This window comes from Amycolatopsis marina, from assembly GCF_900111885.1.
Taxonomy (GTDB): Bacteria; Actinomycetota; Actinomycetes; order Mycobacteriales; family Pseudonocardiaceae; genus Amycolatopsis; species Amycolatopsis marina.
In genome coordinates this window covers 595,091-621,551 of record NZ_FOKG01000001.1, presented here as the reverse complement: position 1 = coordinate 621,551, position 26,461 = coordinate 595,091, and the positions used below count along the sequence as shown (strand labels likewise).

Sequence of the window (26,461 nt, the reverse complement as noted above, 5' to 3'; positions counted from 1 at the left end):
GGCCCTCAGTCGTGTTGCGATGCGTTACGCGGTCGCGGCGTGCTTGTCGATCAGCTTGCCGAGGCGGGGCAGCGCCTCCTCGACGTTCTTCTTACCCTGCGGACGCAGCTTGCTGTAAACCTTCTTGATGCTGTCCCTGCTGCTCTGCTCCGAGCGGGAGTCAGTGACGTTCAGCAGGGCGTCGGCGGCCTCGTCCGAACGGCCGGCCAGGTAGTCGCCGAAGTCGGCGCCACCGGAGGCCTTGAAGTCGGCGTAGAACGGCTCGAGGGCGGCGGTGAAGTCGTCCAGCAGGCTGTCGACGGCAGAGCCGATGATGCCGGGCTTGATCTTCTTGACGCCGGCGTAGCCGGTCTTGACGACGGCGCCGGAGACGCCGCTCTTGTCCGAGACCTCTTCGTCGACCAGGGTCTGCAGGTCGGTCACGACGGCCGGACGCCTGCTGGAGTCGAGCAGGATTTCCTTGAGGGTTTCAGCCACGGATTCGTATCCTTCTTACGTAGAGATCGACGGTGCGGTGTGTCGGCAGGGGGTCGTGCGCTGATCCGTGTGGCCCACTGGGGCGGCCACCGAACGTCGCGCTGGTCCTCGACGCCTGCGCGTGCGGGACAGGGTAGTACAAGATCAACTTACCCCTCACGCAGCTACTCCTTCAGCCTGTCAGATCAGATCTGGAGTTCGGAGATAACCTCCTCGGCAACGGTTCGAGCCTTCACGCTCTGTAACTGATTGGTTCGGACGATCACCGCCGCTCCTTCCTTCGCGACCGCGTACACGGCACCGTCCTCCAGCTTCTGATAACCACCGTTCCAGCCGGTCGGGTCGCTCGCCGGGTTGGACGTGCCGACCGGAGCCGCCTCGTCCACGAGCCCGGTCGCCACCTCGGGGTCACCGGCGTAGACGTGCACGGACAGTTGCTCCGAGCCGTCGGCTCGGTAGAAGAAGCAGGCCGGATGGGGCTTGTCCGTGGAAGTGCTGACCTTCGCGACGCGCTGCCCGTTCGCCTCCTCCACGAACTGCTCGGTGAGGTACGGACAGGGCTCCTCCACGGCAGGCTCGGGCGAAGGAGGCAGTGCAGGAGCCTGCATATCACTCGAAGGAGTGACCTTTGTGGACGCCGCGGCGTTGTCCTGCGCCGCGTCGTCGGACTGGCCACAGGCGACCAGCAGGCCTGCCGTGACCACGGTGATGAGAACCAGTCGTCGCATACCGCGCACAGTATCCAGACCGACGGCAACGCCGGCCGCCAGTCCGACCCGACGAAAGTAAGGCCGAACCTTCCCGACGAAGGACGGTTGTTGCGGTTAAGGCATCCTGAGCACTCTGGGAACAACACAGTCAGTAATGGTTCGGAGGCGCTATGTTGACCCGTCGTGTCCTGATCGCCGTGGCGGCGATGGCAGGGGGCGCTCTGCTGGCGACGACCGCATCGCCGGTCACCGCCCAACCGCAGACCGAGACCGCGCCGGATCGAGGTGTCTACACGGTGCTCGGAGCCGACGACACCGCGGAACGGACGGCGGTCGCCGGCTCCGGCGTCGACGTACTCGGCACAAGGGACGGCGCGATGACCGTCGTCGCCTCGCCCGCGCAGGCCAGCAGCCTCCGTGCGATCGGTTTCTCCCTGGACCAGATCGGCGATTTCGACGCGATGCTGGCGGAACGCAGTGGCGGACAGCCGCGTTCGGCCGCGATCGACGAATTTCCGGCCGGGGACGAGAAATACCACACCTACGCGGAAATGACTGCCGAGTTGCAGGCCACCGCGCGTGACCACGCCAGCCTCGCCAGAGTGTCCAGTGTGGGCAGATCGTACGAGGGCAGGGAACTGCGCCTGATCAAGATCAGTGACAACGTGGCGACCGACGAGAACGAGCCGGAGGTGCTGTTCACCTGTAACCAGCACGCGCGGGAGCACCTCACCACGGAGATGTGCCTGCGGATCGTGCAACGGTTCACCGATGGCTACGACACCGACCCCGCGATCAAGCAACTGGTGGACACCAGGGAAATCCTGGTGCTGCCGAGCGTCAATCCGGACGGGTCGGAGTACGACATCTCGGGCGGGCGGTACAAGGGCTGGCGGAAGAACCGGCAGGGACAGGGCACCGACCCGAACCGCAACTGGGGCTACAAGTGGGGCTGCTGCGGCGGTTCGAGCGGAAGCCCGAGCAGTGAGACCTACCGTGGGCCGTCGGCGTTCTCCGCACCGGAGACCAGGGCGGTGTCCAACTACGTCAACTCGCGGGTGGTCGGTGGCCGGCAGCAGATCACGGCGCATATCGACTTCCACACGTACTCGGAGCTCGTGTTGTGGCCCTACGGCTACACCTACAACGACACGGCTCCGGGTATGACGCAGACCGAGGCGCGGCGCTTCCAGGACGTCGGGCGGCAGATCGCGCGGAGCAACGGGTACACGCCACAGCAGTCGAGTGATCTGTACGTGACGGACGGATCGGTGAACGACTGGATGTGGGCGCAGCACAAGATCCTCAGCTACACGTTCGAGATGTATCCACGCAGCGGTGGCGGGCTCAGCGGCTTCTACCCGCCGGACGAGGTCATCCCCAGGGAGACCGCGCGCAACGACGCGGCGGTGGACACGTTGCTGCGGGCGGCGGGCTGACTGGCAGTAACGACACGGTCGGGCGTTCCCTGTGCGTCCGGGCGTTGTCATGTGGCCGAGCGGGTTGCGTCCTGAGAGAGTCGTTGTATGCAGCAGCAGCGTTCGGTGACGCGCATGGTGGCCCTGTTGGTGGCGCTGGCCGCGCTCACCGTCGCGGTGTGGTGGGTGTGGCTGGGACTGGACAACGGGTACAAGTTCGATCAGGCGACGCAGACGACCAGTGGTCCCTACGAGGCGCCGCAGGTGATCGGGTGCGTGGTGAGCCTGATCGTGCTGGCTGCGGCCGCGGGTTGGCTGCTCCCGGTGGTGCCGGTGGTGGTGACGATGACCGTGGCCTTCGGGGCGGCCTGGTCCGTCAATGCCGCGACAAGCGACGCAAGCGGACTGTGGGCCGTCGGCGCGGCACTGGTGACGGTAGGAGTGGCGGCGGGGGCGACGGTGATCGCGCTGGGCATGAAAGCCATCCGCCGTAGGTACAAGCGCTGATCGGGTCGCTGGCCCGAAGGACGAACGGTCGACGTCATGAGCAGAGCAGGGTTTGTCGGTGGCTACCGCGTGGTCGGTGCGCTGCTGATCATCGCGGCGCTGGTCCACAACATCGCGGTCAAATGGAACGAGCCCGGATTTCAGCTGACGAACTTCTTCAGCTTCTTCACCGTGCTGAGCAATCTTTTCGCGGCCGTGGTGCTGTTGCTGGCCGCCCGGACGCCGGTCGAGTCGCAGCTCGTCGAGACGCTGCGCGGCGCGGCGGTGGTCTACATGGTCACCACGGGCCTGGTTTACGCGATGCTGCTAACCAACGCGAACGTTCAGGCGGTGCCGTTCAGCAACTGGGTGCTGCACCGGATCATGCCGCTGGTCATCGCACTGGACTGGCTGCTGATGCCGCCTCGTTCGCGGCTCGCGCTGCGCCGGACGCTGGTGTGGCTGCTGTTCCCGCTGGCGTATGTCACGTACACGCTGACCCGTGGCCTGTTCGCCGACTGGTATCCCTACCCGTTCCTCAATCCGAACGAGCCCGGCGGTTACGGCCACGTGGCAGTGATGTCGCTGATGATCACCGGTTTGTTCGTGGCGCTGACGCTGGTGACCACGTGGTCCGGCAAGCGGGTCAGCCCGGAACCGGTCGGTGTGGAAATTGGCAGCCCCGCGGACTGAGCGGACGGATTCGCGACACCGCGATCACCCCATTCGGTCAGTGCGACGATGACCGTGCCGTGCTCACGGCCCTTCTCCGTGAGCACGTACTCCCGATCTTCGCGGCGCTTCCCGTTTGTACTCCGCTGAATACGCGCGCAGTTCAGCTCACACGGCCAGTTGGATCTGAGTGCCTTCGGGGACGCCGTAGTGGTCCACGATCTTGTTGAGTTCGACCTGGTAGTAAATGATGTTGGCGCCGAAGACGAACGTCAGCAAGAGTCCAACGACCGGGCTGCAACTGGGTGTGAGCCCGGCGGCGCGTTGCGCGGCACGAATCCGGTTTCCGGTGTTGTAGTAGGAGATCAGCGGCGCGATAATCGTCCAGCTCAGCAGTAGAAGGACCAGCATCGGGCCTGCTACCGGCACCGTGCGGCGGCGATCGAACTCGGCCATCTCCTTGTGGATCTTGTAGTACCACACCAGGTGGTAGATGCCGATTGTGATCAGGGGCCACAGCAACCAGACCGTGACCGGGTGCCGTCGCTTCATGGCCAGTCCAGCCGCCGCTGCCGTGGGGAGGATGGTGTCCGGCATCGGTTCGGGCTGCGGCCGGTCAGTTGATGGATACGGATCCTGCTGGGTCATGAATTCGAGCTCCGATCTGGACTGTTTGGGTTAAGTAAATCGCATTGAGGCAATCTACCCAGCAGCGCTAGGCAGCTTGGCCGTTGGTCACTGGAGCCCATAGAAGGCACGTGTGTCCTCGAAGCTGAGGGTCTCTTCGACGCGGATGGTCGCACCGTCGAGCTGGTCGGATGCCGCCGAGATGCACACGTTGCCCTTGACGTTGCCACCGGCAAAAGTCTCACCGGTCTCGTCAAGCGGAGTGGGGATCACTCCACAGTAGTCATTCATCGACCCGCCACCGAAGGTGTTGCCGTCATTGCCGACGATGGCCCAGCTGAAGTCGGTCCAAGCGGTGCCGGAATCCGCCCCCGCGTAGGTGGCCTCGACCGAGAACAAGACAAACTGGCGGCCGTCGGCGGGTGGCTCGTTGAATTCGTTCTCCTGAAGCACGACATCGGTGGCATCGCGCGTGATGTCAACGACAGCCAGTGTCCAATCACCCATCTCGATCGTGGTGCCCAGGTCCAGTGGGCTTTCCCGACTACCGAGAGCGGCGTCGGCGTTGGCGGCCTGCGAACCGCTGCCAGTTGACTGGTCGTTGACGACAGTCGCCCCAGTACCAGAAGCGGGACCGGTGTCGCAGCCGGTGAGCAGGACCAGTGCTGCGGTGCAGGCGAGCAGGTGGTTCAGGTGCCGCATGAGAGATTCACTCCTGGAAAGTCGGTGTCGAACCGGGGCCTTGAGAGAACCACTGGCGGCAACCGACTCGCGTCGCTCGAAGAGATCGAGACGGCTACGACAAAGGTCGTAGCGGAGTGACGGGAAACAATACGCCTCGACGATTCTGGCTGACCGCAGCTGTCCGTACGCTAAGTCGCCATGACCGACATCACCGGCCGCGCGCCCGCGGTGCGCCCACGTGCACGGCGCGTCCTGGCGACAGCGGTCACGGTGCTGGCCGTCAGCGCAAGCGTGCTGAGCAGCTTCTGGGTGTTCGGCGCCGAGAGTTTCGTGCCGGGCCAAGTGGACCTCGAACCAGGGTGGCGGGCGGGGATCGGGCTGCTCGTGGCGATCGGCGCGGCCATCGCATTGTGCTGGCGGCACCACAACCCGGTTCTTGTCACGGGGATCGCCGTGGTGCCGCCACTGGTGTTCGTCGCCGACGCACTGGCCGCGCTGATCGCGCTGGCCGCGCTGGCGGCCAGCCGCCGCGACCACGTCCTCTGGCTGGGCACAGCCGCCGTCTACGCCGCAACCGCGGTGGCGTTGGCGCACGATGCCGGCCGCGACCCCGAGGTCTCGCCATTGCAGTGGCTTTTCGGCGCCAGTACTACCGCGGACCGCACACAGGGCCATTTCGAGGTCGTCGATGTGCCGGTGCCTGCCGTGCTCGTGATTGCCGTAATGATGACCGCGATTCCGCTCGGAATCGGGCTGCTACGCGGCACTCGCAGAGAGCTTTCCCATAGCGAGCGCAAAGAAGAGGAACTGCTCGCAGAAGTGACACGACGGGATGAGCGATCCAGGATCGCACGCGAGATGCACGACGTGCTCGGGCATCGGCTTTCCTTGCTTTCGCTGCAGGCGGGGGCACTGGAGGTCAACAGCCACAACGGCCCGGAACGGCTCGCCGAAGTGGCCCGCACGGTGCGTGGTTCGGCGCGGGAGGCCCTCGATGATCTACGCAAGGTAATCGGTGTCCTGCGCGAGGGCGGGGGCCTCGCCAGCGGAAATCCGCCCGGCCATCGCGCCGAGCCTGCTCAGCCGAATTTGGTTGACCTTCCCGACCTCATCAGCAACTCCCGCCGCGCCGGCCTGAACCTCAACGTCACGATGCTGCTCGACGACGCGGCCTCCGCTCCCGAACCACTCGGTGTGGCCAGCTACAGAATCGTTCAAGAGTCGCTGACCAACGTGCTCCGTCACGCGGCAGGCACGACGGCCGAGGTCACGGTTCGCGGCGGCCCGGGTGTTGGAATCACGATCGACGTTCGCAACCCCCTCCCCCATGCTGACGGCACCATGGCTGATGCGGATTCGGGCTGTGGTTTGACAGGGATCGCCGAGCGGGTGTCGGCGCTGGACGGCAACGTCAGCGTCGGACCGACCGATGATGACACATTTGTCGTGTCCGCTTGGCTTCCGTGGCCGAAGCAATCTTGATGCCTGGCCCTAACATAAGCGCGTGACCGCCGGCTCCACGATCGACCACCCGCGCCAATTGCGGGTTCTGCTTGTCGACGACGACCCGTTGGTGCGTACCGGACTGGCCATGATCCTGGACAGTGCCGAAGACATTGCGGTCGTCGGACACGCTGACGACGGTGACCAGGCGGTCACGATGGTGATCAAGCATGCACCGGATGTCGTGCTGATGGACATCCGGATGGCGCGCATGGACGGACTGGCTGCCACCGCGGCCGTATGCGCACTACCGAACGCACCGAGAGTTCTGGTGCTGACCAGCTTCAACCTCGACGAGTACGTGTTTGACGCGCTCACCGCGGGTGCCAGTGGCTTCCTGCTCAAAGAAGAATCCCCGCAGGACATCATCGCCGGTGTCCGTGTCGCGGCCTCCGGTGAGGCAATGTTGTCCCCGAGGGCCACTCGGACACTCGTCAGCCATTTCGTCGCCGAACGGCGCAACCCGCACCACCGCAAAGCTCTGGCCAAACTCACTTCGCTCACTGATCGCGAACGTGAGGTCGCCACCGCTATCGCCGAGGGCAAGCAGAACTCGACCATCGCAAAAGAGCTCTACATGAGCGAGGCCACCGTCAAAACCCACATCACCCGAACCTTCGCCAAACTCGACGTGAGCAACCGGGTTCAACTCGCCATCCTCGCCTACCAAGCCGGACTTCTGGCGTCGTGAATGCTCTGCTGTGGCGACGCGGCCGGGCGGGATGTGATCGTGCGATCACCAGATTGTGGAGCTGAGGGAATCGAACCCCCCGCCCCGCCTTGCAAACGTTCGCCCCCAACGGTCCCCGTGCCGACTTGCTCTGCACGGGTGGTGCAGCACGCCGGTCCCCGAGTGGGCACGATGCCCATAGCTCAAGCGGTGCGCGGGCGGCTCGGTGCGCGGGGCGGGCGGCGCTGGGGGTCAGATCCGGGGCCGTAGACGGCGACCACGTCGGCCGCCGCGGGCTGCAGCCCGCAGTCCTCGCAGCAGACACGCACATGAACCGGCCCGCCACAGCCCTCGTGTTCGTACAGGATCGGCGGCCCCTGCGGTGCGGCCCAGCGATCTCCCCATTCGGTCAGCGCGACGATGACCGTGCCGAGCTCACGGCCCTTCTCCGTGAGCACGTACTCCCGGCCTTCTCGTCGCTCCATCAGCCCGTCGGCCACGAACCCGTCCAGGCGCTTAGCCAGGATGTTCGGCGCGATTCCGAGCCTGCGCTCGAAGTCGGAAAAGCGCGTCATGCCCGCGAAGACCGCGTTGCGGATGATCAACAGGCTCCAGCGTTCGCCGACCAGTTCCAGCGCACGGGCCGCTGAGCAGTTCTCGTTTTCGTACGTTCGACCAAGCACAAGGCCGATGTTCCGCCTTTCACTTGTGTGATGCAAGTTACCTCGTCTAGAGTACTTGCATCACAAAAGTTAGCGCAATCTGGAGGGCACCATGGACCTACCGCAGGTTGTCACCAGGAACGAATGGCTGACCGCCCGCCGAGAGTTGCTGGCGAGGGAGAAGGAGCTGACCCGGGCCCTCGACGGACTCAACGCCGACCGGCGAAGGCTGCCGATGGTGCGGGTCGAGAAGGACTACCGGTTCACCGGCCCGGACGGCGAGGTCGGCTTGTCGGATCTCTTCGAGGGGCGACGCCAGCTGGTGCTGCAACACTTCATGTTCGATCCGTCCTGGGACCAGGGTTGTGGCAGCTGCAGCGCGATGGCCGACGACCTCAGCGAGGGGGCCCGTGCCCACCTGGCCGCGCGCGACACCGCGTTCGCCGCCGTCTCGCGCGCGCCGTATCCGAAGCTGGCCGCGTACCAACAGCAGCGAGGCTGGGCTTTTCCCTGGTACTCCTCGTACGGCGGCGACTTCAACTACGACTTCCACGTCACGCTGGACCCGGCGGTCACGCCGAACAACTACAACTTCCGCAACGGCGACGAGCTGACCGCCGCCGGGCAGGCCTGGCTGATCGACTACGTCGGCGAGCAACCCGGGGTCAGCGCCTTCCTGCGCGACGGCGACGACGTCTTCCACACCTACGCCGCCTATGGCCGTGGCGTCGACGTGATGATGCACGCCTACCGGCTGCTCGACATCACCGCGCTGGGGCGCCATGAGGAATGGGAGGAGCCGAAGGGCCGATTGCGGGACGCGCATCCCGCCGACCCGAGCTTCACTAGCTGATCGGTCAGGATGGCATTCCGTAGCGGGCGCCGACCGCGGCGGCGCGATCGCGCAGGACGGTGCGCAGCCATTGCGGGGCCAGGGCTTCCGCGTTCGTGGCGAGTTGCCACAGCGCCCATTCGGCGTGCCTCGAATCCTGGAAGGCCACCTCCAGCCGCAGCCAGCCGTCTGCGTCGGCTGCTTCGGCGAGGACGGCCACTGCGGTGCCCACCAGGTCCTCCCGCCGCACGGGGTCCACTCGCACCAGCGCGGTGACCTGGTCGCCGCCGGTTCGAAACCGCGTGCTGCGGTCCTGCCAGGCCCGATCCAGATCAACCCGGTCTGGCCGTTGTGCGGGTTCGGCGAGTTCCTCGGCGGCCAAGATCCGGGACAACCGGTAGGTGCGGTCCGCGCCGGACCTCACGGCCAGCAAGTAGCCCTGGTCGCGGACGGTGACCAGGCCGATCGGGTCCACAGTGCGCCACTTCGGGCTCTGGTCCACCACCGCGTAGTGGATGCGCAATTTGTGTCCGGCGAGCACCGCGCCGCGGACCTCGCCCGCTATGGAGTCGGGTACGTCCTCAGCGACCAGCCGACGCGAGAGGAGGTCGGCCTCGGGGTCGATCAGCAATCGCTCAGCCACGCCGGCCGCGGTGTCCCGATAGCTTTCGGGTAGCGCGTCGACCACTTTGAGCATGGCCGAAGCGAGCGCCGAGCCGAGGCCGAATGCCTGCGCTCCCCGCCGTGATCCGGCGACCAGCAGAGCAAGGGCCTCATTGTGGTTCAGCCCCGTGAGCTCGGTTCGGAATCCGGGCAGCAACGCGAAACCGCCGTGCCTGCCGCGTTCGGCGTAGACCGGAATGCCGGCTGCGGACAGCGCTTCGATATCGCGCAGCACGGTTCGGGTGGACACCTCCAGCTCGCGAGCCAGCGCGGTCGCGGACAGCCGACCGCGCTGTCGCAGCAGCAGAACCAATGAGACCAACCGGTCGGCGCGCACACGAAAACGTTAACGGAATACGCGACACAGGATGTCGTGATTTGTTGGAAGTCTTATCCGCATGACAAGCAAGACAGTGGCCAGTGAGCCGAACGACTTGGGCAGGTACTTCATCGAGCGCGCCAACGCGGGCGACGTCGACGGATTGGTGGCGTTGTACGAACCGAACGCCGTACTGGCGTTTCCGCCGGGCAACCTGGCGACCGGACATGCGGAAATCCGCGAAGTGTACGAGCAGTTCGTCGCGGCCGCGCCGGTGCTCTCGCCGGGAAGGCAGCATCCAGCGCTGGTGAGCGACGATCTGGCGCTGACAGCGTCCACGCTGACCACCGGAGAAGTGACGGTCGAGATCGCCCGTCGTCAATCGGACGGGTCATGGCTATGGACCGTGGACCAACCGGTATTTGTGCCGTGATCCGGCTCGACAGTCATGTTGTGCGCACTGTGGAGCTGAGGGGAATCGAACCCCTGACCCCCGCCTGGTAAACGTGCTGGTGAGCCCCTCTGGGGCGCCTGCCGCTGGTCAAGCTGCCCTAGCGCTTGTCTGCACTGGCTGTCTTGGACGGCGTTGCTGGACTTTCGCACCCATCGTGGGTCCCATCCAAGTAGCTCTGAGCGCATGCAACCTTGAGTGCCGAACGCGACACACTCGCCACGAGTTATCAGACGCATCGACAACCGCTGGCCTTGACGGGCTACTCGTACTTCCACCTGTTCAACCACGTGAACTGCCAGGCCGCCTCGTCCACAACCGCCTCACTACGGTAGTAACCGCACACAAAGCAGGTGCCTGCGCCGATCCCTATCCCGAAGTCATCTAAATGCTCCACCAGGAGCGATTCTTGATCGCAGATCGGACACTCCTGCAGACCAAGGCTGATCAAGCGGTCTTTCGGGTCGAACGGTAACAAGTCCTGGGCAGCCAGCACCCGCCGCCCGATTTCCGCCTCGCTGAGCATGCCTAGGTAGTTCTCTGCCTGGTGTCGTCGCCACAGGTCCCGAACCTGTTCCTTCGCGACACTCAACTCGCCATACTCGCCGTGTAACGAGTTGAGTGCAGGATGGGTGTCGAGCTTGGCGAGCGAGTCGATGTGCTTGACTTCTAGTGGCTTCTCGCTCAGCTTTCCGTGCCTACGGGGCGCGGTGGCCCGTAGGGCCTCGCGTAACACCGCAATCTCAACATGAACCGCAGGCTCAGATTCGGACTCATCCCAGTACGGGATGCACTCGCCCACCACTGGCGGAGCAGCCCCAGGCTCCTCAAGCGCGAGTACTGGTCCGATACGACCTGCCCGAGCCTCCTCAGCCGCGATCACCTCAAGAAGCACCTTCGCGGACTTCACCCTTCCCTTGCTGTCGACCTCAGAGCCAGGCCATCGGGCCTCCACGATCACTGCGAGCCCGTTGCATAATGCCTGCTCGAACAGACCCGCCGCTCCAGGCACGTCGTGGTCTTCCATGAGTACAGCCGTTGCCCGCGCATAGTCCCGACAGCGCTGAGCGCGCAGCAACTCGTCATCCGACAGCGGTGGAACCATGCGACTTAGTATCCGACCTTGCACACTGGGGGATTCAAGCGGTGATCACAGCTGGCTTCCGGTCCGCACCGCTCCCGTTGGCCGAGCGCGCGTACCACTGATTACTCCTCCCAGCCACGCATCGCGGTCGAGGTGTCCTCGTTGGCCTGTTCTTCGGCGAGATCCTCGCTGTGCCGGGCGAGTCCGGCGGCATGGGCCTGTTCCTCGGCCTGCCGGCGCTCGATGGCCTCGTGGAGTATAGGTCAGCAGCCGACTCGTGACGGCGCGGTGAGGACCTGGTGCGAGTTGTACCTAACGAGCTCGGTGGCCGCCGCAACCCACCGGATCGTTGACTATGCGGGAGCTGAAGGAACAAACCTCTGACTCTGCCTTGTAAAGGCGCACGTCAAAGCCCTCTCGGTTGCCTGTCGCTGGGCAGGCGTACGGCGCGGTTGCCTCTGGTGTACTCCATGGCAGCGTTTCGCGGGCCGGCGCGACCCCGGGCGTCAGCAGGAGGCCGCAGTGTGCCCGGCGACGCCCCGCTAGCGCCGCCCTTGACGTGGGAGAAGGCAATTCGGCAGCGATGCTGCCAGTGACCCAGACGGGGGCGCAGGTTGTCACGGCTGTTCAACGGGAGTCGCGTCGGGCGTCGTCAAGCGCGCGCATTGTTCCAACGACTCTGCGAGCGCACCCGATACGCGCCACCGTCCCGAGAGCCCGGTTCATCTGGCTAAGATCGAGTGGAGCCAGGGCAGATCAATCGACGGGACTGGAGGCGGCGCCGTGGACGGTACCCGGCGAACTGATGGTTCACCCACGGGCGAAGAACCCACACATCAGGAACCGACGATCTCCTCGGTAAGCGACCTCGTTGCGCTGCTTAGCCCATCACACGTTGATTCACGAACCTGGTTCCGCGGGCAGATCGACAAAAGTTGGCTCCGCATACCCTCTGCAAGACGCAAGTCCGGCTGGGTGGACCACGAGGACGACATGCTGAAGCAATTTCGCCAGCAAGTCGCAGGCCGGGCACCCGTCAACCCTGTAAACGACTGGGAATGGATTTGCCTGGCACAGCACCATCGACTGCCGACTCGCCTATTAGACTGGACGAGCAACCCACTGATAGGACTCTACTTCGCGGTCGAATCGGACGGAGGCGAAGAGGGGGACGCCGATGGCCGACTGTTCTGCCTCGACCCTTACGAACTAAACCGAAAGAACTTCGGTAGCCGGAACCTACTCCTCTTAGGCATGGACCAAGACTTGGACGACTATCTGCTATCGTCAAATTCGAAACAGACGAAGGGCCCGGTAGCCGTGATTGCCCAGCAGTCGTTTGCCAGAATCGTTGCACAAAGCGGCGTATTTACGCTAAGCCACCATAGGGACCCCGAGCCTCTCGAGAAATCCCTTGGCGTATCCCTGTCTAGTTGGATTATCCCAGTAACCGCTAAAGAGCGAATTAGAAACGAACTGGATGCGCTTAATATTAACCGAGCCTCCGTTTACCTCGACTTGGATTCTTTCGCCATGCTCATTCGGGAGGAGTACGATGACTAATAAGGGATACTCCCTTGATATTTCGACATTAAAAAACAGCTCTGTGCAGTACATTCACAACCGAAGCGGCGAGATCGAAATGGACCCTGACTACCAGAGGCAGGGCGAGATATGGTCCGTGGAGAAACAACAACTCCTAATCGACTCGCTGATCAATGACTTCGATGTGCCCAAAATATATTTCCACCAGTTTCCATCTCCTCGGCGCATACACGGAGAACTCAAGCGTTGGGCACTCATCGACGGTAGACAGCGACTTGAAGCTATATTCGGGTTCCTAGAGAACCGATTTCCACTTGGCTCTGAGTTTGTATATCTTGCCGACGAGAGCACCGACGCTGCAGGGAAGACATACAGTGAACTCACAACGTCACACCCTTTTCTTATAAGCAACCTCAATGCCGCAAATCTCGATATTGTCGTAATCAGAACAAGCGACCTTGAGTTGATCGAGGAAATGTTTTCGCGTCTAAACGAGGCTATGCCACTAAACGCTGCCGAGAAGCGGAACGCTTTGGGAGGACCACTCCCCCGGGCAGTTCGTTCGCTGGTAGAGCACCAGTTCTTCGAAGAAAAACTTCCGTTTACGAATAGGCGATACCGTCACTTCGATCTGGCGGCGAAGTTTTTATACTGGACAGATCGTCACAAAGACCCAATTCAGACGGTCGGTGCGGCGGACACGATTCCACACATCCGTGACACCAAAAAGGTCCGCCTGGATGCCTTCTTCAAGGAAATAAAGAAGCTGGGATTAGCAGGAGAAAGAAGGACAGAAAAAGACGTGGAGGATTGCAAGAAAATCCTCGACATACTATCGGAAGTGTTCGTCGACAGCGATTCGCTTCTGTCCAGCATCGGCATGGTCTCGGTTTATTACCTTCTTGCTGAGGCAAGAAGTATGCGTGGTGAGCAATTCCCAAGTAGATCCGAACTTAGAGCATTCGAATCGGCACGGCGAATCAGGCGCGCCCAAAATGATGACGAGCTTCACCCGGGCGAATACGAGATGCTTGAATTTGCGCGGTTGTCGCAGAGCCCGAACGATGGCAGCGCCCTAACTTTTCGTCTGAAAATCCTTGATACTTGGTTCTCGGAACGCGAGAAAGGGCGAGATCCCATGGTTGCTCTTGGAGAGCTATTTAAGAATGAAGAGTGACCATATGTGAGATCGGCCCCGATTAGCTACGGCTCAAGGGAATGGCAACGTTCGCGGCGCGCATCCGAGCCATACGGCCATCTAGCGGGTAGAAGGATACGTCTTCCTGGCGCTTGGGTACCGGCCCTGCTTCCGGTACATGGTGACATACCCAGGCAGCGCAGTAATCTGCCAAGAGGGATCTGCACTGGCGATCGCACGTGCGATGTCCTCGAATAGATGATCCGCTATCGGATCATCTTCGGCGACATCGATCTCTAACTCGTGATGTAGCGGTGACGCTTCATACCGGAATACATACGGGAGACTAGCTTTGAGTTCCTTCAAGAGCCTATCAGCTTTATAAGTTCCTGCTGAAATTCCCTCACAATGTAAATTCAAATTAGCCGGATGCTGCGTGTCAAAGTGTTTGTCTTCGAACACGGTCTCGTCGCGAGCCTTACCAGGATCATTGCTGCCGAAGCCGTTGAAATTCCAGGACGCGAGTCCTTCCTTTTTATAACGTTTGATGAGGAGGGTTTCTGGGGCGACAGCATGCAGATCTTCATCGACGTAGAGGCAGGTGAACGTTATGATGCCGATGTTTAGTCGTCCCGCGATCTTGTCGTGGTGCTTACGGAGACGGTCCTGCAGTGACTTCTCGGCTTTGCCGATGTAGACGAGCACATCGTCTTCGTACAGTTGGTAGACGCCGGGACGCTTCTCAAGTGCGGTGACGTACCCAAGGTGGAGTGGGTCTGGTTCAAGATTCGCTAGCCCGTCTGCGAGCTGATCGCCAAGCGCACGCGTAATACTCAGCCGGAACTGGCCACTAGACGGCATCCCTGACACTCCCGAAGATCGTTTACTGTCGCGGCGAGCGTACAGGGAAGGCTGTGCTGTATGTAGTGCCTTGATCGTTATCGTTGGCGAGCCTTTACCGCTTCGGCCACACGGTGCGCGGCGAGGTCGGTGGCCTCGTGTTCCCAGACCCGGATGACGTCCCAACCGGCGGCCCGCAGGCGTTGGTCGGTGTCGGCGTCGCGGCGCTTGTTGTCTTCGATCTTCGTTTTCCAGAACTCTGAGGTTGCCCCGGTCGCGGGCCGGTGGTGTTCGTGACAGCCGTGCCAGAAGCATCCGTCGAGGAATACCGCGACCTTCGCGCGGGGGAACACGAGGTCGGCGGTGCGTCGGACGTTCTTGATGGGGCGTGCGGCTACCCGGTAACGGAGGCCGAGCGCGTGGACGGCGGAGCGTAGTGCTCTTTCGGGTCGGGTATCCCGTCCTCGGTTGGCGCGCATTACCGCACGAGACGCGGGACTGGATGCCCAGGAGCCCGACTCAGAGGAGTCCTGGCGGCCCGGTTGCGGAGAAGCGTGACGTTGGTTTAGTAATCCCGTGGCGTGAATCTGCCGCCAGGCTTGGGTGAGATTCTCGGTGCGAGTACTGGCATGGACTTCGCCGAGGTAGCACTCTCGCGTCTTACCGCGAATGGACCAGCGGAGATAGGCGTAAACGCGCCGTCCGCTGGGAAACACCCGCAGTGCGACAGAGGCGTGACCGGTCCGCCCGTCCGGCAGGTGAATCTCGCGGGCGGCGCGGTCACCCGCGGCGCGATCCTGTTCTTCCGCTCGCTCGCGTCGACCAAGTCCGGGCGCCGGTTTCCACGCCGCTGGGTCCGGCGTTTGGTCGTTCCAGAGTGGGTGAGGTGTCACGAGCCTCGCCGGGACGTCAGATGTGGATACAGAGCCTCAGCGACAGAACTGGCGATAGCTTCGCCGAGTTTGACCGGCACGGCATTTCCGAGCTGCCGCATCTGCTCACCGCGCGGGCCGACCAGGAACCAGTCGTCTGGAAAGGTCATCGCCCGCGCTACCTCCCGCACGGTCATATAGCGGATCGACCCGTCGTCGCGCTTGAGCACAGTCTCCCCCCCGGGAACGCCATGTACTCCGGCCTTGACGGTCTTCGCCGGGCGGTCCAGCAGGTTCGGAGTGTGCCCGGCGTATTGCCGCGCGCCTGGCCAGCCATAGTGGTGCAAGTGCTTCGGGTGCTCGATCTTGTCTCCGAGCGGTTCGCCGAGTCCTTTGATGGCGTCGCGCAGGGTGAGCCATCGCGCGGTGCCATCGCCATCGTCGACGCCGCCAGCTAACGTCGGTGTTTGGCGGTAGCGTTTAGGCACCTTGTGCTCATCCCAATAACTACCGTCTGCCTGCGCGCGTAGCAGCGCGCTCTCAGAGTGGGTTGGCTGCGGGAACTCCCAATCTTTCAGGCCGAGGTCACGACGGAAAGCAACCACGAACACTCGCCACCGGACCTGGGGCACTCCATAGTCAGCGGCGTTGACCGTCAAGTACTTGACGTCATAGCGCTCGCTGGCGTCCCCGGTGTCCTTAGCTAATACCTTGCGGAGGCGCTTGTCATGGTCGCGCCAGTCCTCACCATCCACGCGCCGCTCGAAAGGTGCTCGCAGCTCGTTAAGGATGTACTCGTAGTACGGCTTGAACGATGGCCGCAACAGCCCCTTGACGTTCTCCGCGATCACCGCCCGCGGCCGAGTCTCCCGGACGGTCCGGAACAATTCCGGCCATAGGTTCCGGTGATCGTCGTAGCCCTTGTGCACGCCACCCAGTGACCAGGGTTGACACGGGACGCCACCAGCGATTACGTCGACCTCGCCGAGATACCGCGACAGGTCCGCTTCACGGATGTCACCCTCGATCAGCGGCCACGGCGAGTTCAGTTCTCGACCTTGTGCGGCGAATTCGTCCCACTCCTCCGCCCGGTTCGCGCGCAATGTCGCGCACGCCCGCTTCTCCAACTCGACAGCCAACAAGTGACGGAAGCCCGCGTTATGCATGGCCAACGCCAGCCCACCACCCCCTGTGAAGAGCTCGATGCTGGTGCCCACCTCGCGGGAAGGAGTGGCGTCGGGAAAGAGGGCTGGCTGCGTAGTCACGTGGTGACTGTACCGCGGTCTTGGATCGAACGCACGTGCGACACGCCTACGACGCGTGCTCATCGAAGGGCGTGAGGTCCGCCTCGACAGCCAGCATCCACTCGCCGTCGCAGAAACGAATCTCAAACAGCTTGTCTTCGCTCGTGTCGCGCCCTAGGGCGTTGATTGCGTAGTAGGCATGTCCGTCACGCTCGTCGGCCAGCGCGTCCGCGGCCGACAGTGCGCCGCGCATGATGAAGTGCAACTTGGAGATCGTCGCGTTGGACAGCGGGCGGCACTGGTGCGACGGGCATTTGGTAACCGTGCAGCCGGCCTTCGTGCAGTCGTGGTCCGGGTAGCCGTCCGCCGGCGGTCGTCCTGGACGACGCTTGTTTTTCACGACTCGACACTCGTGCGTGCTGTCCTCCAGCGGGCGTTGCGGTTTTCGTCGACCTCCGAGCGGAACCGGTTCATGATCCGCTTCGCCTCGGCCTCGTCGGTCGTCGACTCCCGAAGGTATAACCGCCTGCCGGTCAGCGGGTCGGTCCCGGCATACACCTTGACGCGCAGCGAGTTGCCTCGGCGCTCGATCATTCCCTACGCGCGGGGTTTCCCGTTCGTCCGCTTGACCACAACACGAGGATACTCGCACCCATCGTGGGTCCCATCACAAAATTTACGGGTGGGATATGGCCCTAAAAACCATTGGTCAAACGCTGTGGAGCTGAGGGGAATCGAACCCCTGACCCCCGCCTTGCAAAGGCGGTGCTCTACCAATTGAGCTACAGCCCCGGACGCGGGCGGCTGCCCGCGGGACGATCAGTTGTTGCTGGAGGCGTCCGACGAGTTTGCCTTCGCCGGTGCGCTGCCGTTGGTGGAGGCTCCCCCCAGCGGTGTGCTGGTTGGTGCCGTGGCTTCACGCCACAGGTCGGCCTCGGCCTTGGCGTCCTTGTTGCGCTTGATGGCGAACAGTACGCCGCCCGCTACGGCCGCGAGCGCCAGCAGCTTCTTCACGTGAAGCCCCTCCCTCAACAACTTGTGAGTGTGCTCCCGTGATGCTACTGCACGCTTCCGGTGCGCTGTTTATCCGGTGGGGGTCACGGGTACGCGATCACCGACGACGTCCTTTCGACGATTGGAGACGCCGTGGCTGACAAGGATCAGCAGCAGGAAGGCATCAAGGGAGCGGTCGAGGACATCAAGGGCCGCGTCAAGGAAACGGCCGGCACCTTCTTGGGCAACGACAACATGGAGCGGGAAGGCGAGGCCCAGCAGCAGAAGGCCGACGCCCAACAGACCGCAGCGGAGAAGGAGACCCAGGCGGAGCAGGCCAAGCGAGAGGCCGCCGCCGCCGAGAGCCGCGAACGCTCCGAGCAGTAATCCCAACCACCGCGAGTGCGCCATCGGGCGACCCCTGCTGGCGTTCTCGCGGTTCCACGTGGAACACGCTCAGCGGAGACTGCCTTCTACTTCCGCCACCAGCTGCCGCAGTCTTTCCACCCGGCCGCTGCCCGCGTCGACCGCCGCCGCTCGCGCCTTCAGAAACGCCAAACCCAATCGCTTGCGTTCCTCCGGCGAGAGCTTCGTCCGCGCGTCGTTGAGCAGAGTCTGTTCCTCCTCGTTGGTGTGATGGTTCACCACCTCCACCAACTCCTCCAGCTTCTCGTCGTAGGTCTCGCCCTCGACGTCGTTGAGTTCGAGGAATGCCAGTAGCGCCTGGTTGATCTGGGCGTGTTCCTCCTCCCCGTGTTCGACCTCCTCGTCGCTTGACGACGCGAACCGACGTAACCCGGGGTACACCTCCTGCTCCTCCGCCTCGGCGTGCGCAACCAGCAATGCGGCCAACTCCGTACGCAGGCTCCGCCGGTCGGCCGTCGCGTCACGAAGCCCGCGCATCAACTCCTCGAACCTGCCTGCCATGTTCTGTCTTTCCGGGCCGGCTGCCCAATCCGCGAGCGCCGCCGCAGCGAATCAGAAGTGTGTGACCACCCGTCATGCGCGCCTGCGCAGTGATCGTCCACACGGGGCGGTGTTGCTGCGCCTTCGCAGAACACGAACCAGGAGGATTTTCGATCATGCATGGAAAGGCACTACGAACCGGGCTCGGACTGGCGGCCGCTGCCGGACTTGTTCTGGCCGGCTCTGCCACCGCCTCGGCCGACCAGTCCGATGGCCGGCACGGCAACCAGGACCGCACGGTCACCGTGTTCAAGCTCGACGAACTGAACGACAGCGGCGCTCGCGGTATCGGTGTCGTCAAACTGAACGGCAACCAGGCCGATGTCCGGATCTTCGCATCCGGCCTGCTGGCCGACCATCCACACGCCCAGCACTTCCACATCGGTGGTGCTGGTCAGTGTCCGACCAGTGAGCGCGACACCAACGGAGACGGGATCGTCAGCACGGTCGAGGGCCAGCCCGACTACGGATCCATCGGCACCTCGCTCACCACCAGCGGTGACACCAGCCCGGCCAGCGGCTTGGCAGTCGACCGCTTCCCGACCGCGCCGAACGGCTTCGTGCGATACGACCGCACCATCACGGTCAACGACGAGTCGGCGCAGAACCTGCGTGCGGGCAACGCCGTGATCGTGCTGCACGGCATCGACGCCAACAACAGTGGCACCTACGACGGTGACGCGCCCAGCGAGCTGAACCCCGCGCTGCCGCTGGAAGCCACCGCACCCGCTGCCTGCGGGAACCAGACCGTGCTCGTCGGCGCAGGCGCCGACCGCGGCCTCGGGCTGAACCTCGGCCTGAACCTGTTCGACAGGCACTAGGTCAACTGACAGGACACTCGGAGGCCGGTCGGCGACAACGTCGACCGGCCTCCGACGTCGGTCCAGGCAGTCTCATGTCGTCACTGTCCCGCTTCATCCACGAAAGATCACCGTAGGCAGCGGGTCACGAACGGGTGAAAGGGTTTCGCCTGGCCGAGCGCTTTGTCGGCCGTCATCCAGCAGTCAAGCCGGAGGGACGCCAGTGAACCCGAACCACCATCCCCCCACCCTGAGACCGGCCCGCATCATCGCGGGCACCGTGGCCCTCGCCACTGTCGGCGCGCTCCTCACCCCAGCCGCGAGCGCGGCCCCCGGCGGCACGCCGGTCGACGCCGACTGGGAGACCTCCGCCTACCGCGGTTCCGTCGACATCGTGAAGGGCACCGACGAGAACCCCGACCTCCTCGACGGCACTGTCTTCAATGACAAGAACCGGAACTCGAAGCAGGACACCAACGAGCCCGGCATCACCGGCGTGACCGTGTCCAACGGCCGCGATGTCGTCACCACCGACGAAAAGGGCCGCTACCAGCTGCCCGCCTTCGAGAACATGACCGTTTTCGTCACCCAGCCGCGCGGGTACCAGGTGCCGGTCGACCAGGACAACGTCGCCCAGTTCTACTACCACCACCTGCCGCAGGGCTCGCCCGAGCTGAAGTTCCGTGGCATCGCCCCGACCGGCGCGCTGCCGGACGCCGTGAACTTCCCGCTGGCGCAGAGCAAACTCACCCAGTCCCCGGAGCAACACTGCCTGATCGGCGGTGACGTCCAGACCTACGACCAGCGGCAGGTCGAGTACGCCCGCGCCGGCGCCTTCGCCGACCTCGCCAACCGTGACGACTACATGGGCTGCGGCGCGCTGTTCATCGGCGACGTCGTCGGGGACGACCTGGACCTGTACGAGCAGACCCGGGAACTCGCGGGCATGCTCAACGGCCCTGCGCGGTTCCTGCCCGGCAACCATGACCTGGACTTCGACGCCCCGAACAGCGAGCACGCGTTTGACTCGTTCCGCGCGCAGTTCGGTCCGGAGTACTACTCCTACGACGCGGGCAAGGCACATGTCGTCGCACTGAGCAACGTCGAGTACCCCCTGTCCCGCAACGGCTACAACGGCGCGCTGGACGAGCGGCAGCTCGAGTGGCTGCGCCAGGACATCGCCGCCGTTCCCGAGGGCAAGCTGATCGTGCTCGCCGGGCACATCCCGCTGCTCGACTTCGCGGACCAGGGCAGCACGACCCACCAGATCGATCAGGTCAAGGAGATCTACCAGATCCTCGAGGGCCGCGAGGCCATCACCCTTGGCGGGCACACGCACAGCATCGAGAACATGCGGGCGGGCGACAGCCTGAAAGGTTGGCAGGACGTCTTCGGTGTCAACGGTCTCCCGTTCACCCACATCACCGCCGGTGCGATCTCGGGTGACTGGTACTCCGGCCGAATGCTGGAGCAGGGCTACCCGACCGCGATCCAGCGCGACGGCGGCGTCCCCGGCGTGCTCACCCTCGACATCCGCAACACCGAGGTCACCGAGCGATTCACCGTCCGTGGCAAGGACAACAGCGAGCAGTTGGCCCTGGGGCTGAACAGCCCGCGCTACCGCGACTGGTACGCCGACAACGTCGGCAACAAGGGCTCCGCGCCGGAGTTCGGTGATCCGCTGACGGTCACCAAGGGCGAGCTCTCCGGGACCTGGCTGACCACCAACTTCTGGATGGGCTCCACCGGCGCCGAGGTCAAGGTGGCCATCGACGGCGCCGCCGCGGGCACGGCCGAGCGGACCCAGCAGATGAACGGCGAAGCCCCGCACGTGGGGGCCGAATGGTCCGACCCGGTCGCCGTCCAGGAACAGCTGGTCCACGGCGGCAGCCTGGCCGACCGCTCCATGCACCTCTGGCGTCTGCGGTTGCCGTCCGACCTGGCGGTCGGCGAGCACACCGCCGAAGTCACCGCGACCGACGTGCACGGCCGGGAGTTCACCGAGTCGCTGACCTTCGAGGTCACGGAGTAAGGCAATTTCCGGCCCCGGCCGGCGATCTGCCCGTGAATGCAGTCAGGCCCCGTTTCCCTGGTCTGGGAAACGGGGCCTGACTGTTGTGGGCCCAGGAGGACTTGAACCTCCGACCTCTTCGTTATCAGCGAAGCGCTCTAACCGCCTGAGCTATGGGCCCGCAACGCCTGGAAAGATTACAGGATGGCGCGGCAGCCTATGACACCGGGTTACTCACGCTCGGACAGCGTGACCTCCAGGCCGCCGGCCAGGTCGGCCGAGACGTTGTAGATGAAGGCACTCACGGTGGCCAGGGCCGAGATCAGCACGATGTTGATCGCCCCGACCACGGCCGCGACACCGAAAACGGGACCGACGCTGATCAGGGGCTCACCAGCCCCCTCGCCGTCGCCCTGCACCAGTGAGGTGTATGTGCCGTTCAGCTTGTCCCACACACCCATGCCGTCGAGCACGGTGTACAGCACGCCCACCGCCACGAGCCAGACGAAGAACAAGGCCAGCCCGAGCACGAGTGACAACTTCAGCACCGACCACGGGTCGAACCGCTTGATCTGCAGGCTGGCCCGCCGCGGACCCCGCCCCGGACGGCGCAATGCCGTCGGCGTCGCGCGGCCACGGGAGCCCGTGGTGCCCATGCCGACCCGCTCACGGGCCGTCGGTTCCTGGTCGGGCAGACCTGAGTCCCCGCCGCCGAACAGACGGTTGGCGGCGGTGCCGGTGACCATCGTCTGGTCGGCGGCCGCCTGGTGCTCGTACCCGCCGTTGGTGGATTCGTCCGCGGGCAACTGCCCCGCGGCCCACCGCTCGCCGTACTCGTCGACGGACGTCTCGCGCTCCTGGCCGACGGCGGGCGATCCGCCGCCGTCCTGCGCGACCCGCTGCCATGGCGGGGTGTCCCCGCCGCCGCTACCGCGCTGTTCGGAGTTCTCAGGTGGTGTCACGAAGTGTCATTCCTTACCCAGCGAGCGCTACTGCTGCTCCGGCTCTTCCGACTGGTTCAACGGATCCGACGAGGTGTCGTCATTTACCACGACGTCCGAGGGCTCGTCCGCGTTGCGTGCGACGGCGAGCAGGGTTGTTCCCTCACCGAGGTTCATCAACCGAACTCCCTTCGTCTGCCTTCCGGCCTTGCGCACCTGACCCGCCGCGGTACGAATGACACCGCCGCTGGAGGTGATCGCGTACAGCTCGTCGTCGGCATCGACGATGAGCGCGCCCACCAGCCTGCCACGTTTCTTGTCGTACTGAATGGTGAGCACGCCCTTGCCGCCGCGCCCCTGCACCGGGTAGTCCTCGATGGGTGTGCGCTTGGCATAGCCGCCGTCGGTGGCGACCAGGAGGAACTTGTCCTCCTTGACCACACCGATGCCCAGCAGTTCGTCACCTTCGTTGAACCGCATGCCGAGCACACCGGACGTCGCCCGGCCCATCGGCCGCAACGCCTCGTCCGTCGCGTGGAAGCGGATCGACTGCCCCTCCGACGACACCAGCAGCAGATCGTCCTCGGCGGACACCAGGACCGCACCGACCAGCTCGTCGCCCTCACGGAGGTTGACCGCGATCAGCCCACCGGAACGGTTGGAGTCGAAGTCGGTGAGCTTGGTCTTCTTGACCAGGCCTTTCCGAGTCGCCAGCACCAGATACGGCGCAACCTCGTAGTTCTTGATCTGGATGACACCGGCGATCTGCTCGTCCGGCTGGAAGGCCAGCAGGTTCGCCACGTGCTGGCCGCGGGCGTTGCGGTTGGCCTCCGGCAGGTCGTACGCCTTTGCCCGGTACACCCGGCCCTTGTTCGTGAAGAACAGGATCCAGTCGTGCGTGGAGCACACGAAGAAGTGCTGGATGATGTCGTCCTGCTTGAGCGTCGCGCCCTGCACTCCCTTGCCGCCCCGCTTCTGCGAGCGGTACAGATCGGTCTTGGTGCGCTTCGCGTAGCCGGTGCGGCTGATGGTGACGACGACGTCCTCGACCGCGATCAGGTCCTCGACCGACACATCGCCGTCGTAGGGGATGATCGTCGTACGCCGGTCGTCGCCGTGCTTATCGACGATCGCGGTCAACTCGTCCCGGATGATCGCGCGCTGCCGTTCCGGTTTGTCGAGAATGTCCTTGAGATCGGCGATCTCGCGCTCGATCTCGGCGAGTTCGTCGATGATCTTCTGCTGTTCGAGGGCCGCGAGCCTGCGCAGCTGCATGTCCAGGATCGCGGTGGCCTGGATCTCGTCGACATCGAGCAGCTCGATCAGGCCGGTCCTGGCCTGATCCACGGTCGGTGACCGACGGATCAGCGCGATGACCTCGTCCAGCATGTCGAGTGCCTTGACGAAACCACGCAGGATGTGCGCGCGGTCTTCCTTCTTCCGCAGCCGGAACCGGGTGCGGCGAACGATGACCTCGACCTGGTGCTTGACGTAGTGCCGGACCATCTGGTCCAGACGCAACGTCCTCGGCACGCCGTCCACCAGCGCCAGGAAGTTGACGCCGAAGTTGTACTGCAGCTGGGTGTGCTTGTAGAGGTTGTTCAGCACGACCTTCGCCACCGCGTCGCGCTTCAGCGTGACGACGATGCGCATACCGCGCCTGCTGTTGGATTCGTCCGCGATGTCGGCGATGCCCGTGAGCTTCCCGTCGCGCACCAGCGAGGCGATGTTCTCCACCAGGTTGTCCGGGTTCACCTGGTACGGAAGTTCGCTGATAACGAGGACCGCACGACCCTTCGCGTCCTCCTCCACCTCCACGACCGCACGCATGCGCACGGAGCCGCGACCGGTGCGGTAGGCGTCCTCCAGGCCCTGGGTGCCGAGAATCTGCCCCCTGGTCGGGAAGTCCGGGCCCTTGATCCGCTGCAGCAGCGCGGCTAGCAGCTCGTCGTCGGTGGCTTCCCAGTTCTCCAGTGCCCAGACGACGCCGGACGACACCTCACGCAGGTTGTGCGGCGGGATGTTGGTCGCCATTCCGACCGCGATCCCGGAACCACCGTTGACCAGCAGGTTCGGGATGCGGCTCGGCAGTACGTCCGGTTCCTGCGTGCGGCCGTCGTAGTTGTCGGAGAAGTCGACGGTGTCTTCTTCGATGTCGGCCAGCATCTGCATGGCCAGCGGGTCGAGGCGGGCCTCGGTGTTGTGGCTGACAAAGCCGTCGGTGACAAAAGCGTGGTCTTCGGTGTCGACGCGCAGGCTGTACACGGCCTGCGGTCCCGCGTCGGTGACATCGCGGACTTCGGCGAAGTAGAAGCGCCCGTCGACCAGGGGTTCGACAACGTCGAGGACTTCCCGGTTGGTTATCCGCTCGGTAATCTCTTCGCGGCGCAGCTCCCACCGTGCGATGCGGTCCACGTTGTGCCTGCGCAGCCAGTCCCGCTCGGTCCATCGATCCGCACCCTGCGCCCGGATGTACTCACCGACGAACGGCACGTGGTCGGAGGACATCGAGCGTGAGTCGGCAGGCAGGGCGGACAGGATGCTCTCCAGCGTGACCTGCTTCGCGCCATGGAAACCGATTCGGGTCGAGAAAAGCCGAGCATCACGTCGGTTGCTGATGACGACCTTGTGCTCGCCGTCTTCGTAATGCACCAGCTTGCCGACGACGCCGAACTCCAGCAGTAGCTGCTGTACTTCGCGAGCCAGTCGGTCACTGTAAGAGGAGTAGCTCACCTGCACGGTGCTGCGGGGAAGCGCCGAAGCTGATCCGTCGCCGGTGAACAGGCCGATCAGGAACGCGCGCTTGATCGTCGAGCCCGAGGACCAGACGAAGCCCGGTACCCGCTTCTGCGCACTGCGCTGCCCCTCGAGTTCCGCCAACACGCTCGCCCGAAGAGCCGAAAGGTCGTGCACGTCGAACTCGTGCAGCATGGAGCCTGATGCGATACGGCGTTGGGAGACGTAGCGACGACCGCCAACCACGTGGTCGTAGCAGTCGAGCACGTATTTGAAGAAGTCTTCGTCGATGTTGTTGAAGCCGGCCCGGTTGTCCGAGAAGAAGCCCTCGGCAACGAACGCTCCAGCCAGGAGCGCTTCCACCCACGACCGGACCTCGGTGACCGGTTCCAGCGGCGCTTCGGTGCGCTGCATGGCGACCTTGTCGCCAGGCCGGATCTCCTCCAGCAGCTTCCACAGCAACGTCGGCACGCCGAGCACGTTGACCAGGCACAGCACCGGGTGGTTGTGGGTGCCGGTGAGCTGGAAACCCTCACGCGTGTTGAGCTGCAGCGTCGGATGCTCGCCGGAGTGGAAGAGGGCATCGGCACGTACAGGATCGCCGTGCCGGCCCATCACCTTCAGATCGACGGGATTGTCGCTGTTGGGCTTCGCATCTGGCACGATGTCGGCGATCCTGGTCGTCGAGCCATCCGCCAACTTCACCCGCGTGTCGGCCGCGACGCAGTACCGCATCGCGGCTGCTGGGTCGTTACCCGGCGAGCCGAAGTTGCCCTGCCCGTCGATCAGCGGGTAACGCATCGCCCACGGCTGCGCGAGGCGCACCAGCGCGTCGTAGATCGCCGAGTCACCGTGTGGGTGGTAGTTGCCCATCACGTCACCGACGACGCGGGAGCACTTGTTGTACCCGCGGTCCGGCCGGAAGTTGTTGTCGAACATCGAGTAGAGCACCCGGCGGTGCACCGGCTTGAGGCCGTCACGCACGTCCGGCAGTGCCCGGGCCACGATCACGCTCATGGCGTAGTCGATGTAGGAGCGCTGCATCTCCTGCTGGATGTCGACCGGCTCGATGCGGTCGTGGTCCGGCGGCAAGGTTTCCGTCATTTCGTCCTTCTCA

General features: G+C 64.1%; 28 protein-coding genes and 2 tRNA genes. 12 read left to right on the top strand and 18 right to left on the bottom strand.

Annotated elements, in window-relative coordinates:
• Positions 1-24: 24 nt before the first annotated feature.
• Positions 25-477, bottom strand: a complete 453-nt coding sequence (locus tag BM199_RS03070; protein WP_091668985.1) for a DUF6918 family protein — start codon at positions 475-477, stop codon at positions 25-27.
• A 185-nt stretch (positions 478-662) separates the two neighbouring features.
• On the bottom strand, positions 663-1,205 hold the full coding sequence (locus tag BM199_RS03065) for a DUF2020 domain-containing protein (RefSeq protein WP_091668982.1): 543 nt from the start codon (positions 1,203-1,205) through the stop codon (positions 663-665).
• Between the two features lie 152 nt (positions 1,206-1,357).
• Here BM199_RS03065 and BM199_RS03060 point away from each other — a divergent pair, with 152 nt between their 5' ends.
• From BM199_RS03060 to BM199_RS03050, 3 genes are all read left to right on the top strand, one after another.
• Positions 1,358-2,626 carry a M14 family metallopeptidase gene (locus tag BM199_RS03060; RefSeq protein ID WP_245788099.1) on the top strand — a complete coding sequence of 423 codons (1,269 nt, stop codon included), beginning with the start codon at positions 1,358-1,360 and terminating at the stop codon, positions 2,624-2,626.
• Positions 2,627-2,713: 87 nt separating this feature from the next.
• Entirely contained in the window at positions 2,714-3,112 is a 399-nt protein-coding gene (locus tag BM199_RS03055) for a hypothetical protein (RefSeq protein WP_091668979.1), read from the top strand.
• A 36-nt stretch (positions 3,113-3,148) separates the two neighbouring features.
• A complete protein-coding gene (locus tag BM199_RS03050; protein WP_091668976.1) occupies positions 3,149-3,784 on the top strand; it encodes a Pr6Pr family membrane protein in 636 nt (211 codons plus the stop codon).
• Between the two features lie 147 nt (positions 3,785-3,931).
• Here BM199_RS03050 and BM199_RS03045 read toward each other — a convergent pair whose 3' ends face one another.
• Positions 3,932-4,411 (bottom strand): DUF4234 domain-containing protein, encoded by a 480-nt coding sequence (locus tag BM199_RS03045; RefSeq protein ID WP_177242445.1) that lies wholly within the window; start codon positions 4,409-4,411, stop codon positions 3,932-3,934.
• Between the two features lie 87 nt (positions 4,412-4,498).
• Complete coding sequence (locus tag BM199_RS03040; protein ID WP_091668973.1) at positions 4,499-5,092, bottom strand: hypothetical protein; 594 nt, start codon at positions 5,090-5,092, stop codon at positions 4,499-4,501.
• 180 nt (positions 5,093-5,272) lie between these two features.
• On the opposite strand from BM199_RS03040, the gene BM199_RS03035 reads away from it, so the two are divergent.
• On the top strand, positions 5,273-6,556 hold the full coding sequence (locus BM199_RS03035) for a sensor histidine kinase (RefSeq protein ID WP_091668970.1): 1,284 nt from the start codon (positions 5,273-5,275) through the stop codon (positions 6,554-6,556).
• 22 nt (positions 6,557-6,578) lie between these two features.
• Positions 6,579-7,268 (top strand): response regulator, encoded by a 690-nt coding sequence (locus tag BM199_RS03030; RefSeq protein WP_281245652.1) that lies wholly within the window; start codon positions 6,579-6,581, stop codon positions 7,266-7,268.
• 182 nt (positions 7,269-7,450) lie between these two features.
• Here the strand turns inward: BM199_RS03030 and BM199_RS03025 are convergent, their stop codons facing one another.
• Complete coding sequence (locus BM199_RS03025; RefSeq protein WP_091668968.1) at positions 7,451-7,930, bottom strand: winged helix-turn-helix transcriptional regulator; 480 nt, start codon at positions 7,928-7,930, stop codon at positions 7,451-7,453.
• A gap of 91 nt (positions 7,931-8,021) precedes the next feature.
• Here BM199_RS03025 and BM199_RS03020 point away from each other — a divergent pair, with 91 nt between their 5' ends.
• The gene (locus BM199_RS03020; protein WP_091668965.1) at positions 8,022-8,762 is read left to right on the top strand and encodes a DUF899 domain-containing protein; all 741 of its coding nucleotides are present in this window, start codon (positions 8,022-8,024) and stop codon (positions 8,760-8,762) included.
• Between the two features lie 4 nt (positions 8,763-8,766).
• On the opposite strand, the gene BM199_RS03015 is transcribed toward BM199_RS03020, so the two are convergent.
• Positions 8,767-9,741: a helix-turn-helix transcriptional regulator gene (locus tag BM199_RS03015; protein ID WP_091668963.1), complete on the bottom strand. Its 975-nt coding sequence runs from the start codon at positions 9,739-9,741 to the stop codon at positions 8,767-8,769.
• 76 nt (positions 9,742-9,817) lie between these two features.
• Here BM199_RS03015 and BM199_RS03010 point away from each other — a divergent pair, with 76 nt between their 5' ends.
• Positions 9,818-10,156 carry a nuclear transport factor 2 family protein gene (locus BM199_RS03010; RefSeq protein ID WP_091669746.1) on the top strand — a complete coding sequence of 113 codons (339 nt, stop codon included), beginning with the start codon at positions 9,818-9,820 and terminating at the stop codon, positions 10,154-10,156.
• A 280-nt stretch (positions 10,157-10,436) separates the two neighbouring features.
• Here BM199_RS03010 and BM199_RS03005 read toward each other — a convergent pair whose 3' ends face one another.
• Positions 10,437-11,279 carry a hypothetical protein gene (locus tag BM199_RS03005; protein WP_091668960.1) on the bottom strand — a complete coding sequence of 281 codons (843 nt, stop codon included), beginning with the start codon at positions 11,277-11,279 and terminating at the stop codon, positions 10,437-10,439.
• A gap of 762 nt (positions 11,280-12,041) precedes the next feature.
• Between BM199_RS03005 and BM199_RS35140 the strand changes: the two genes are divergently transcribed.
• Positions 12,042-12,821, top strand: a complete 780-nt coding sequence (locus BM199_RS35140) for an FRG domain-containing protein (protein ID WP_177242444.1) — start codon at positions 12,042-12,044, stop codon at positions 12,819-12,821.
• Positions 12,814-13,980, top strand: coding sequence for a DUF262 domain-containing protein (locus tag BM199_RS02995; RefSeq protein ID WP_177242443.1), 1,167 nt, complete (start codon positions 12,814-12,816; stop codon positions 13,978-13,980). The genes BM199_RS35140 and BM199_RS02995 overlap by 8 nt, the downstream gene beginning before the upstream one ends.
• Before the next feature lie 81 nt (positions 13,981-14,061).
• Here the strand turns inward: BM199_RS02995 and BM199_RS02990 are convergent, their stop codons facing one another.
• From BM199_RS02990 to BM199_RS02960, 7 genes are all read right to left on the bottom strand, one after another.
• The gene (locus BM199_RS02990) at positions 14,062-14,802 is read right to left on the bottom strand and encodes an Eco29kI family restriction endonuclease (protein ID WP_091668952.1); all 741 of its coding nucleotides are present in this window, start codon (positions 14,800-14,802) and stop codon (positions 14,062-14,064) included.
• A gap of 77 nt (positions 14,803-14,879) precedes the next feature.
• Positions 14,880-15,497 (bottom strand): very short patch repair endonuclease, encoded by a 618-nt coding sequence (locus BM199_RS34895; protein ID WP_281245651.1) that lies wholly within the window; start codon positions 15,495-15,497, stop codon positions 14,880-14,882.
• A 173-nt stretch (positions 15,498-15,670) separates the two neighbouring features.
• Positions 15,671-16,918 carry a DNA cytosine methyltransferase gene (locus BM199_RS02980; protein ID WP_245788096.1) on the bottom strand — a complete coding sequence of 416 codons (1,248 nt, stop codon included), beginning with the start codon at positions 16,916-16,918 and terminating at the stop codon, positions 15,671-15,673.
• A 46-nt stretch (positions 16,919-16,964) separates the two neighbouring features.
• Positions 16,965-17,297, bottom strand: a complete 333-nt coding sequence (locus BM199_RS02975) for a hypothetical protein (protein ID WP_091668944.1) — start codon at positions 17,295-17,297, stop codon at positions 16,965-16,967.
• On the bottom strand, positions 17,294-17,491 hold the full coding sequence (locus BM199_RS02970) for a hypothetical protein (RefSeq protein WP_091668941.1): 198 nt from the start codon (positions 17,489-17,491) through the stop codon (positions 17,294-17,296). The genes BM199_RS02975 and BM199_RS02970 overlap by 4 nt, the downstream gene beginning before the upstream one ends.
• 125 nt (positions 17,492-17,616) lie before the next feature.
• A tRNA-Ala gene (locus BM199_RS02965) sits at positions 17,617-17,689 on the bottom strand.
• A 27-nt stretch (positions 17,690-17,716) separates the two neighbouring features.
• Positions 17,717-17,911: a DLW-39 family protein gene (locus BM199_RS02960; protein ID WP_091668939.1), complete on the bottom strand. Its 195-nt coding sequence runs from the start codon at positions 17,909-17,911 to the stop codon at positions 17,717-17,719.
• Positions 17,912-18,043: 132 nt separating this feature from the next.
• Here BM199_RS02960 and mbp1 point away from each other — a divergent pair, with 132 nt between their 5' ends.
• Entirely contained in the window at positions 18,044-18,277 is a 234-nt protein-coding gene (mbp1, locus tag BM199_RS02955; protein ID WP_091668936.1) for a microaggregate-binding protein 1, read from the top strand.
• A 69-nt stretch (positions 18,278-18,346) separates the two neighbouring features.
• On the opposite strand, the gene BM199_RS02950 is transcribed toward mbp1, so the two are convergent.
• Positions 18,347-18,817, bottom strand: coding sequence for a hemerythrin domain-containing protein (locus BM199_RS02950; protein WP_091668933.1), 471 nt, complete (start codon positions 18,815-18,817; stop codon positions 18,347-18,349).
• 155 nt (positions 18,818-18,972) lie between these two features.
• Between BM199_RS02950 and BM199_RS02945 the strand changes: the two genes are divergently transcribed.
• On the top strand, positions 18,973-19,677 hold the full coding sequence (locus tag BM199_RS02945) for a hypothetical protein (RefSeq protein ID WP_091668931.1): 705 nt from the start codon (positions 18,973-18,975) through the stop codon (positions 19,675-19,677).
• A 202-nt stretch (positions 19,678-19,879) separates the two neighbouring features.
• Entirely contained in the window at positions 19,880-21,688 is a 1,809-nt protein-coding gene (locus tag BM199_RS02940) for a calcineurin-like phosphoesterase C-terminal domain-containing protein (RefSeq protein WP_245788095.1), read from the top strand.
• An 86-nt stretch (positions 21,689-21,774) separates the two neighbouring features.
• Here BM199_RS02940 and BM199_RS02935 read toward each other — a convergent pair.
• The 3 genes from BM199_RS02935 to gyrA all read right to left on the bottom strand — a co-directional run bounded on the left by BM199_RS02935 (position 21,775) and on the right by gyrA (position 26,448).
• Positions 21,775-21,848: transfer RNA gene (locus tag BM199_RS02935), tRNA-Ile, on the bottom strand.
• Between the two features lie 49 nt (positions 21,849-21,897).
• Entirely contained in the window at positions 21,898-22,629 is a 732-nt protein-coding gene (locus tag BM199_RS02930; RefSeq protein WP_091668928.1) for a DUF3566 domain-containing protein, read from the bottom strand.
• A gap of 27 nt (positions 22,630-22,656) precedes the next feature.
• Positions 22,657-26,448, bottom strand: a complete 3,792-nt coding sequence (gyrA, locus tag BM199_RS34400; RefSeq protein WP_091668925.1) for an intein-containing DNA gyrase subunit A — start codon at positions 26,446-26,448, stop codon at positions 22,657-22,659.
• Positions 26,449-26,461: the final 13 nt, after the last annotated feature.